5 protein-coding genes are annotated in these 9,558 nt (G+C 45.3%); 1 reads left to right on the forward strand and 4 read right to left on the reverse strand.

Translation table 11 applies throughout. The features are described 5' to 3' along the window. Window positions 1-311 precede the first annotated feature (311 nt). Entirely contained in the window at window positions 312-2,543 is a 2,232-nt protein-coding gene (gene pbp2a / locus ADF75_RS00495; protein WP_048788746.1) for a penicillin-binding protein PBP2A, read from the reverse strand. Between the two features lie 182 nt (window positions 2,544-2,725). Between pbp2a and ADF75_RS00500 the strand changes: the two genes are divergently transcribed. After that, on the forward strand, window positions 2,726-3,601 hold the full coding sequence (locus ADF75_RS00500; protein ID WP_048788747.1) for an RluA family pseudouridine synthase: 876 nt from the start codon (window positions 2,726-2,728) through the stop codon (window positions 3,599-3,601). Between the two features lie 314 nt (window positions 3,602-3,915). On the opposite strand, the gene ADF75_RS00505 is transcribed toward ADF75_RS00500, so the two are convergent. The 3 genes from ADF75_RS00505 to ADF75_RS00515 form a co-directional block, all read right to left on the reverse strand. Then, window positions 3,916-7,125, reverse strand: a complete 3,210-nt coding sequence (locus ADF75_RS00505; protein WP_048788748.1) for a pneumococcal-type histidine triad protein — start codon at window positions 7,123-7,125, stop codon at window positions 3,916-3,918. Window positions 7,126-7,134: 9 nt separating this feature from the next. Continuing rightward, entirely contained in the window at window positions 7,135-8,070 is a 936-nt protein-coding gene (locus ADF75_RS00510) for a metal ABC transporter solute-binding protein, Zn/Mn family (RefSeq protein WP_048689092.1), read from the reverse strand. 381 nt (window positions 8,071-8,451) lie between these two features. After that, the coding region (locus ADF75_RS00515; RefSeq protein ID WP_048788749.1) for a GBS Bsp-like repeat-containing protein at window positions 8,452-9,558 on the reverse strand (1,107 nt) is incomplete at its 5' end.

Genomic DNA, 9,558 nt, shown 5'->3' on the forward strand with positions numbered 1-9,558 from the left:
CTGCGGATAAAGTCAAAATAGGAAGTTTGACGCAGAATCTATCGATTCTAGGAGAACTTATCTTTTTGACACAATCCGCAGCCCGTGTTCAATTTGTTTTGAACCTAAAGTTTCAAAACTCCCGAGTGCTTGAAACGTAGTGTTTCAAGCACTTTTCTCACGGCGGAAAGTTTCGAGATAAAGTTGAATAATTTCATAAAATAGAAATTAACTTTTTTATTGAAGGATCTCCACGTTGTTTTATGTAAATATAGTTTGTCTACAATCTAAAAGATGGCAAGGAACCTTCCCATCTTTTAAGCATCTATTTTTTAGAATCCGAACCAACCTTTGAAAGTATCCCAGGCATTTTGTGCTTTTCCAGGAATATCTGCTTCATCGATGGCTTTTTTGGCATCGTCTACGATACCTGCAGCGCGTTCTTTGACAGTATCAAAGAAGCCCTTGTCCTCTTCTGGACTCTCAGTTTCTGTTTCTTGACCGACAGGGGCAATGCCATTTTCCTGGTAAGAATTTTCCTCATTGTCAAAGCTAGTTCCTTCTGTATAAGGAAGGACGCTATTGGCTACATTTCGGAAGATCACTGAGGCTGTCTCTGCACTAGTCCCTGTCAAATAGTGGGTTTCATCCGTCTTAGGGAAACCTAGCCACTGACTAATGACCACATCTGGCGTGTAGCCAATGACCCACTGGTCACCAGAGAGATCCGGGTTGAAGTCTGTTTCAGTCGTTCCTGTTTTACCAGCCATGGTATAACCATACGGTGCTGCGTTGACACCCGTTCCGTTGGTAAAGGTTCCCAACATCATATTGGTCATCTTCTTATTAGCTGAGCTGCTAAGCACCCGTTTTGATTTCTGACTGTGACTTTTCACCACTTGACCGCTGGCATTTTCAATCTTCGTAATGAGATGGGCATCGTTCATCACTCCGTCGTTGGCAAAGGTTCCATAGGCCTGAGCCATCTGAAGAGGGTTGGTCGTCACACCAGATCCCAGAGCTACTCCGAGAGATTTGTCCACCTTGTCCATATTGAGACCAAATTTTTTCCCATAATCAAAGACAGTATTGAGCCCTAACTCATTGGCTGTCGCTACAGCTGGCAGGTTGAGAGATTCTGCCAAGGCTTGGTACATGGGAACGGTCGGACTACCTTGGATGCCACCATAGTTATCAACTGTATAACCGCCGTAGACCTTGGTCGCATTGTCCAATTCTTTATTGGTTGACCAGCCGTTGGCTACAGCTGGACTATAAACGACCAGGGGTTTAATGGTAGAACCAGGACTTCTAGCAGATTGAGTCGCATAGTTGTAGCTTCGGAAGCCAGCATCTTGGTCACTAGCCACGCGTCCAACGATCGCCCGCACTCCTCCGGTCTTAGGATCCAGGGCTACACTACCAGATTCTGCCCGCGTGCCATCTTCGGCAACAGGGAAGAGATCTACATTGTCGTAGATGACCTGCATGCTGGCTTGGTAATTCTGGTCCATCTCTGTGTAGATCCGGTAACCATTCTTGATGATATCTTCTTCTGTTAGACCATATTCGTTGACAGCCTCGTTGATAACCGCATCGAAATAGGACGGGTAGCGATAATCCTCTGACTTGCCTTCATAGGCATCCACCAGTTGTCCATGAATGTCGACTGCGGCGGATTGATCTGCTGTAGCTTGGTCGATATAACCAGCTGCGACCATATTTTGTAGGACCGTATTGCGACGATTGGTTGCGTTCTCGACTGAATAAAGGGGGTTATAGATTTCTGGTCCCTTGAGCATACCGGCAAGGACAGCTGACTGATCCAGAGTCAACTCACTAGCGGATACACCGAAATACTTCTTAGAAGCATCTTCAATCCCCCAAACCCCATTTCCAAAATAGGCATTGTTGAGGTACATGGTCAAGATTTCTTTCTTACTATACTTTTTGTTAATCTCGAGGGCTAGGAAAAACTCCTTAGCCTTCCGCTCAACCGTCTGGTCCTGAGAAAGATAGGCATTTTTGGCCAACTGTTGGGTGATCGTCGATCCCCCACCTGAGCGACCGGCAGTCAAAATCGCCAGGAAGAAACGACCATAGTTAATCCCACTATTTTTGTAGAAACTCCGGTCTTCTGTCGCAACAACTGCATTTTGCAAGTTTTCACTAATGGCATCTAACTCAACGTAGGTTCCTTTTTGCCCCGTTAGGCTACCTGCTTGGTTCCCATCTTTATCATAGATGATCGTGGTCGCCTTGAGGGCGTTTTGCAGATCTGCTACATTGGTCGTCTTGGCTATGTAGAAAAGATAACCTCCGACGACGAGACTAAAGGTCAGGCCAATCAGTAGGAAGATCTTAGTCAAGTGATACTTGCGCCAAAAACGTCTGATCGGATGTTGGGAGTGAGATTTTCTCCGTGACTTGTCCGAGCGGCTATAGGTTGGAGCTTGCTCCTCCCCGTCCGTTGATAACTCAACCTCTTCCGCAATCTTTCTTGGTTTTTTTTCTCGTTGGAAATGACGAATCATTTCCTCCATTAATTCTTTTAATTTGTTCATAGTCCCTATTTTATCACCTTCCTAACGTCTAGACAAGAAAGACCTTCGCAAGAAAGGATGCTTTTAGCTTTCTTTAAGGTTGCTATCTAGTCTACTCTAGGGCGGGTTTCAGCGTCTCGTTCCCCCTTCCTCTTCCTCCTTCTCGCCTTTTCTTTCCTCTTGCTTTCTGATACAATAACACTATGCATTATACGATAACGATACCAAGTGCCTTGCCCGCCATGACGGTCAAAGAGGCCCTAGAAGATTATTTTCTCATCCCACGAAAGATTCGTCATTTTTTGCGAACCAAAAAACATGTTCAAGTCAATGGGGAGATCGTCCATTGGCAATCCATACTTGAGGCTGGTGACCAACTGACCCTCACCTTTGATCCGGAAGATTATGAAGAAAAGGAGATCCTAGCAGGGGATGCTAACCTGGTCCAAGCCCTCTATGAAGATGAGCATCTCATCATCGTGAACAAACCGGAAGGCATGAAAACGCACGCCAATCAACCAGATGAAATCGCCCTCCTCAACCACGTCTCCACTTATGTCGGGAAGACCTGTTATGTAGTCCATCGCTTAGATAAGGAAACCAGTGGGGCTCTGGTCTTTGCCAAGAATCCCTTTGTTTTACCCGTCCTGAATCGGCTGTTAGAAGACAAGAAAATCCAACGAGACTATTGGGCCTTAATCCTAGGCAGCTTACCCAAAAAGAAGCTGGTTTATAAGGACAAATTGGGACGAGATCGCCACGATCGACGCAAACGCATTGTTGATCCTCGAAAGGGCCTCTATGCGGAAACCCATGTGACCAGCTTAAAGACTTTCAAACGCACCAGCTTGGTCAACTGCCAGCTCCAGACAGGTCGTACCCACCAGATCCGCGTCCACCTCTCTCACCATGGCCATCCGATTGTGGGAGACCCACTCTACAACCCAGAAAGAGCTCCTCGCCTCATGCTCCATGCCCACCGCTTGCGACTCACACACCCCTTTACCTTAGAAAAAATCCAAGTTGAGGCTCCTTCCGCAAGTTTTGAAAAAGGATTAAAAGAGCAGACATCTCCATAGAGCCAAGCGAGTGGTGCTCCTAATCGATTACCTTACAGAGTAATCAAAAAACAGCTAGTTGATTTTCAAAAAATGACTTATTTTGCCATTTAAGAAGATTAGAAACTTTCCGCTGTGAGAAAAGTGCTAGAAACAATAGTGTATCTAGCACTCGGAATTATTGAGACCTTAGGCTCAATAATTAGTCATGGAACTTYDWMRAAGTTCGCTGACGTCCGTACTCACCTAAGGAAAGTTTTTCGGAAGATTTTATCTACATCTAAAAACACAGAATCAAATTGATTCTGTGTTTTTTTGTTATTTCTACATAGGTCCTAGTCCGTCGTTTCTTCACTTGCGACTGGGCTGACTTCTGTGTTTTCTGACTCTGGAGATGGAGTCTGAGCAGGATCTGAAGCTTCTTCCTTATTCAGGTTAGGATCACTCGTGGCAGGACTTTGAGGGGCTGGGGTTGCTTTGTCTGCTTCCGCCACTGCTGTCGATGGCGCCGCTAGCAAATCATCTCGAAGGGCTTGAATCGCCTGTAGCAAGGCTTTCTTGTCGCTCTTCGGATCAGCTAGTTGATCAAAGAGGGCTTCCAAGCGTTCAAACTGAGCATCACTGGCTCCTTTTTCGACCAATTGTTGGTGGAGAGCGATCAACTGGTTATAAATCTCTTGATAGAGGGCTACGTCTCCAAGTTGAGGTTCTTCTGTTTTCTTTTGCTTTTGTTGTTCAATCGTTTCACCAACTTCACGCAAAAGAGTTTTCCCAGTTGTCAAAGCCGTGTCAGCATCTGGCTCTTGGCGCACCTGTTCCAAACGTTCTTCAAAGGCAGGACGTTTGCTTTCTTCTACTTGTGGCAAAAGAGAGGTGATTTGTTCTACAAGTACTGTCAAGAGACTAGAGCGTTGACGAGACTCTGTCTTTTCATCCAGGTCACCATAGACCCCCTTGAGGAAGTCGTAAACAGCTAGATTATAGGATGGAGCATCTGCTCCCTTTTGATCCAGAACTGTTTTTTCAATTGGATAGGTTGGAGCATTTTCCTGAGACACTAGTTGGTCAATGGCTTGCTTGGCTTGGTAGAGTTCCATGAAATGGGCTTTTGAGTCCCAAGCTTCTTCAAAGGCCTGAGCCCGGTAAAGCTTCAAAGCAAGGTCCGCTGCTGTCGCCCGCAATTCTGGTGTCAAGCGCGCATCGCTTAAACTTTGGTAGAAATACTTGAGGTAGTCCACCGAAGTCACACCGGTCCGATCTTGCATCTCCTGAATGGCCTGCAACAATTTTCCTTCTTGCTCCAATCGTTGGCTATCCTTGGCCGTATAGGCTTCCTGCAACTGAGAAACGAGGCTTTCTTTCTTGAGTTGGAAGGCTTCGGTATCTAACAAGCGAACTTGTTCAAGCAATTCTTGGTAGCGACGGTCCAAGGCTGTTTCTTCTTTCGGTTTGACTTCCTGGGTCGCATGGATATATTCCTTGTCAACTTGCTCAAGACTGGCCAAATAGCCTGCTGTTGAATTGCTTGGGAAGTTTTTAACAGTTTCTAAGAATTGACCCAAGTTCAACTCAATCCGTCTTTGTTGCAGAGGGTCTGAAGCGTACAAAGTCCGACTTTCTGCTAGGAGTTGGTTGACCTTGTCCTCTACAGCTTTCTGATCCAAGTCACCTTTCTGGTAAGCTGCTTGGATGGTCGGCAGACGGTGAGCCAAGTAGTCCGCCAAGCCTGCTGAGCGCACCTTGATATAGTGGTTATGGTCCCCATGCGGGATGACAAACTGACCATTCTCGATTTGCATCGTATAAGGGGAAATACCAGAGCGAAGCGCTGTTGCATAAAGCTCGTTGATAAAGTCTAGCTCAGGATTTCCTGTTTCAAGTGGAATCCGGACATGTTCCTTCCGAACTGCATAAGGATGGATATGGGTTGGATCGTATTCTTGGTCTGGATTGTTAAAGACAAAGAAACCATTGGAAATCTTGATAGCTTCCCGAGGGACGCCGTAGGTCTGGCTAATGTATTGGATTTTTTCTTCATCCGAAGCATCGCGCGAATAGGTCGCCACATCATCTGTCAGTGGCTGCCCCTTGTCCTCTTCCTTCTTACCAGCTAATACTGCCTCTGCAGCTGCGATTTCTTGAGGTGAGAGATCCTTCTTGTAGAAGTAATGGGCATGGTCCCCGTGAGCGACCATATAGCCCTCGTCATCCTTGCTGATGACCTGATCTGCATGGAAACCATGATCATGTTCGCCTTCATGATGATGATCATGATCGGCTTCATGTTCCTCATGGTCATGCTTGTGATGAGGATCCTCCTTCTCGTGGTCCTGGTCATGATCAACTGGTTTTGTGTCTGGGCTTGAAGGTTGAGTTGGCTTTTCTTCTGTCGCTACAGTCCCAGTTTGAGACCTGAGGACTTGATACTGGCGTGCCAATTCCCGCTCTAAAGGCGAAAGCACACTATAAGGGATAAAATGGAAGTGATCCCCATGCGGATACACCACTCCTTGCTCTGTCCATTTGGTGATTTTGCTTGGATCAAAGACAGAACCATCCGACTCAACATGGCGCTCTGAAAGCGGGGTATGCTGCAACTCTTTCTGTAGGCTTTCCAGACTTCGCCCTTCTGTCGTCACTGTTGGATGGGGAAGAGGAGTGGAGAGCGCTGGAGTGACAGGTGCTGGAATCGGTTGATTCGGATTAACCGGTGCAGTCAACTGGATAGAAGGAGGCAATACAGGTTTTACCTCATTTTTCCCTCCTCTACCATTTAAGATAGATAAGGCAGCAGCTAATTCTCCAGCTGATAAGGCGCTCTTCGGAATAAAGTGGTAATGGCCACCATGAGGAACGATAAAGCCATCCCCGGTATCAGAAATCACATCCCCAGGATGGAAGACATAGCCATCATCTGTCCGGTAGCCACCTTGACTTGGCTTGGCACCTGCTGTTAGACTTGCTACTGTTTTCCCTTCTCGTAGGGCCTGACTTGGCTGACTAAAATCACGAGTTTGCCCAGCATTTTGGACGCTATCTTTCGAACCTGAAACCAGCTCTCCTTTTTTCTGTTTGGCAATTTCCTCCACCGAACGGACATTCAGCGTATGTTGCGGATCGGTTAGATAAAGGTAGTAGGTCCCATCCTTCTTGATAATATAGCCATCTCGTACCTGTGTGACAATGTCTGATTGTTTCAGTTGGTAAGTGGGGTCCCGTAAAATCAACTCCTCACTAAATATCGCATCGTAAGGGACCTTGCCATTGTAGTAATGGAAATGATCTCCATGGGAAGTCACAAAGCCCTCGTCAGTAATCTTAACCACAATCTGCTCTGCCTGGGTCTTTTCCTTCGAGTTGACGGATTCAATGCTCTCTTCCTGTTTGTTTGATTTGCTAGCTGACTTTTTCTTGTCTCCTTGTAAATACTGCACCTGATTCTGACTCTTTTTGTCTTCCTTGACTGGTGCTTGCTGACTTAAGGCATAGGCACATAAACCCAGACCTAATGTTGCTACTAATCCAATTGTTCCTTTTTTCTTCATTCTTTCTACTTACTCCTGTAATTCTTTCGCTAGACTAGCCATATTTTCTTCTAGGTTCTCCAAGAAATCTTTGTTATTTTCTGGATCTGCTTCGAGAGGATCCAAAACCTTCACTTTTGCTCCTGTCGCCTTGGCAATGCTATCGGCCACCTTGGACGAGGTATGCTTCTCAACAAAGATGGTTTGAACTTGATAGTCCTTGACAAACTGCTGAATCTCAGCCAATTGACGGGCTGTTGGTTCCTGCTCAGGCGAGATCCCTGCGATTCCTAATTGTTTCAAGCCAAAGCGCTTGGCTAGATAAGAGAAGGCTGTATGCTGGGTTACGAAGGTCTTTTGTGTCGCTTTTTCAAAGAGAGGCTGGTATTTAGCCACCAAAGCCTCACAGCGTTTTTCAAGCTTTTGGGCATTGGCCTCATAATAACTTCTATTTTCTGGATCGATGTCTCCCAACTCTTTGGCGATGATCTTCCCTTCTTCGGCAATTTTCAGTGGATCCATCCAGGTATGAGGGTCATACAAGTGTTTAGCATCCTTCCCTTCCGTATCCTCGATGTCTTCTAAGCCAGCGACCTTATCCAATTCCATTCCTTTGCTGGCTTCGATGACCCGCAGTTTCGAGTCTTGCAAGCTAGGATCTAGACGTCCAGCCCAAGATTCGAGTGTTTGAGAATGGTAGACGAAGACATCCGCATCATATATCTGGGCTGTCTCCTTGGCCGAAGGTTCGTAATCATGAATCCCAGCGCCCGACTGAACCATCCAGACCTCGTTGCGATCGCCTGAAATTTCCTTAACTAGAGAATATACAGGATAAAAACTCGTCACAATTTTGAGACCCTTTTTAGTTGAGCCAGCTCCCGAACTTCTCTGGCTCCCACAAGCTACTAGCAACAAGAGACAGATGAATCCAATTCCTAAGGCTCTTAGTTTCCTCCCCAACATGTATAAATCCTTTCTTTTTCTTAATTGGTTTATTAAACAGTTAATTAACTAGTTAATGATAACGCTAATTTTTTAGTTTGTCAAGGATTTTTTGTATTTTTTATCACACAAAAAAGAGGCCCCTAGGTGCCTCTTCTATACTCTCGATTAGTTAGACAAGATTAATCAAGCCTTGCGCTTATTTTTTCTTCTTTTTAAGGAGATAAGCTCCACCGCTTGTAGTACAAAGGCTAATACCAAGCTAATCAAGGAGATGGGGATACCAGTACTTAGCACTCTTGTCAAGTCCGCAAAGAATACAAAAAACCAGCCCTCTTTCAGAGCTGGTTATCTTTCTATTATAGAAAAGTACTTAGGCAAAAATGCCGAGATACTTGCTTGTTATCTATAACGTGGTGTAGCAAAGCCTCGGATATTCCCGTGTCCAATACGGTAAACATTGCGTTTTACGGTTCCAACATAACCGGAATTTCCTTCAATTGTATGAATCAGTCCATTTTCAACGTATTCAACAATTCCAATATGATCCGCAAATCCATTATTCGGTTGAGAGTCTTGGTCCCAGTTAAAGGTAATGATATCACCTGACTTCGGTGTAGAAGCCCCATTCTCATTCCAAATACCTAGATGTTTAAAGATTTGGATATGGCGTTCCACCCCACACTCACGACCAATCAAATGACTAAGCCCTTCGCGTTGGAAGACAGTTGTGACAAACACATCGCACCAATCATCTGTATTTTTCACAGGATAACCTACTGGCAACGGATGAACACTATTGTAATCTCTGACCAATTTAAGGTGCTCTGGAGATCCAGTCTCAACGCCAATCAAGCTTGATGCCGCCTTTAGAACTCGACCTAACTGACCATCTGCATCTTTTGCAGAAATATGCTTCAGATAGAGCTGATTTCTAGTTACAAAGTTCCGGTTCTCTACCTGCACCGTCGTGCCACCAACACCAACCTGACTACCATCACCCTGGATATAGTACAAATGGACATGGTAAGTACCTGTCGAAAACTTATGGTCAGAAGCCTTCACGCTTACCTTGTAAGTCCCATCGGATTGACGAGTCGCTTCATACCAAGTCAAATCATCCTGACCATTTACCTCAGACCAAGTTGGTACTTGAACAGTACGTACACCTTTAGGACTATAGACATTACTGATAATGACATCGAAAGTGCCATTATCCTTGTTATTATTTTGGATCGTAATCGTAGCAGTCGGAGTTGATTTCTGAACTTCTACAACAGTCTCTGTAACATAACGGCGCTTGTTTTCTTGATCAATATAATGAACGTGAACTTGGTACTGTCCAACTGAGTTCTTGTGGTCACTTGCCTTAATCGTTGCTCGATAGGAACCGTCAGCTTGACGAGTGGCCTTATGCCAGATTAAATCATCCTGACCTCCTGCTACACTCCATGATGGAATTAAAACTTCTTTCAAGCCAGTCGGTGATACTACATTACGAACTACTGC

The organism is Streptococcus sp. 1171_SSPC (genome assembly GCF_001069335.1).
In the GTDB taxonomy this organism is placed as follows: domain Bacteria; phylum Bacillota; class Bacilli; order Lactobacillales; family Streptococcaceae; genus Streptococcus; species Streptococcus xiaochunlingii.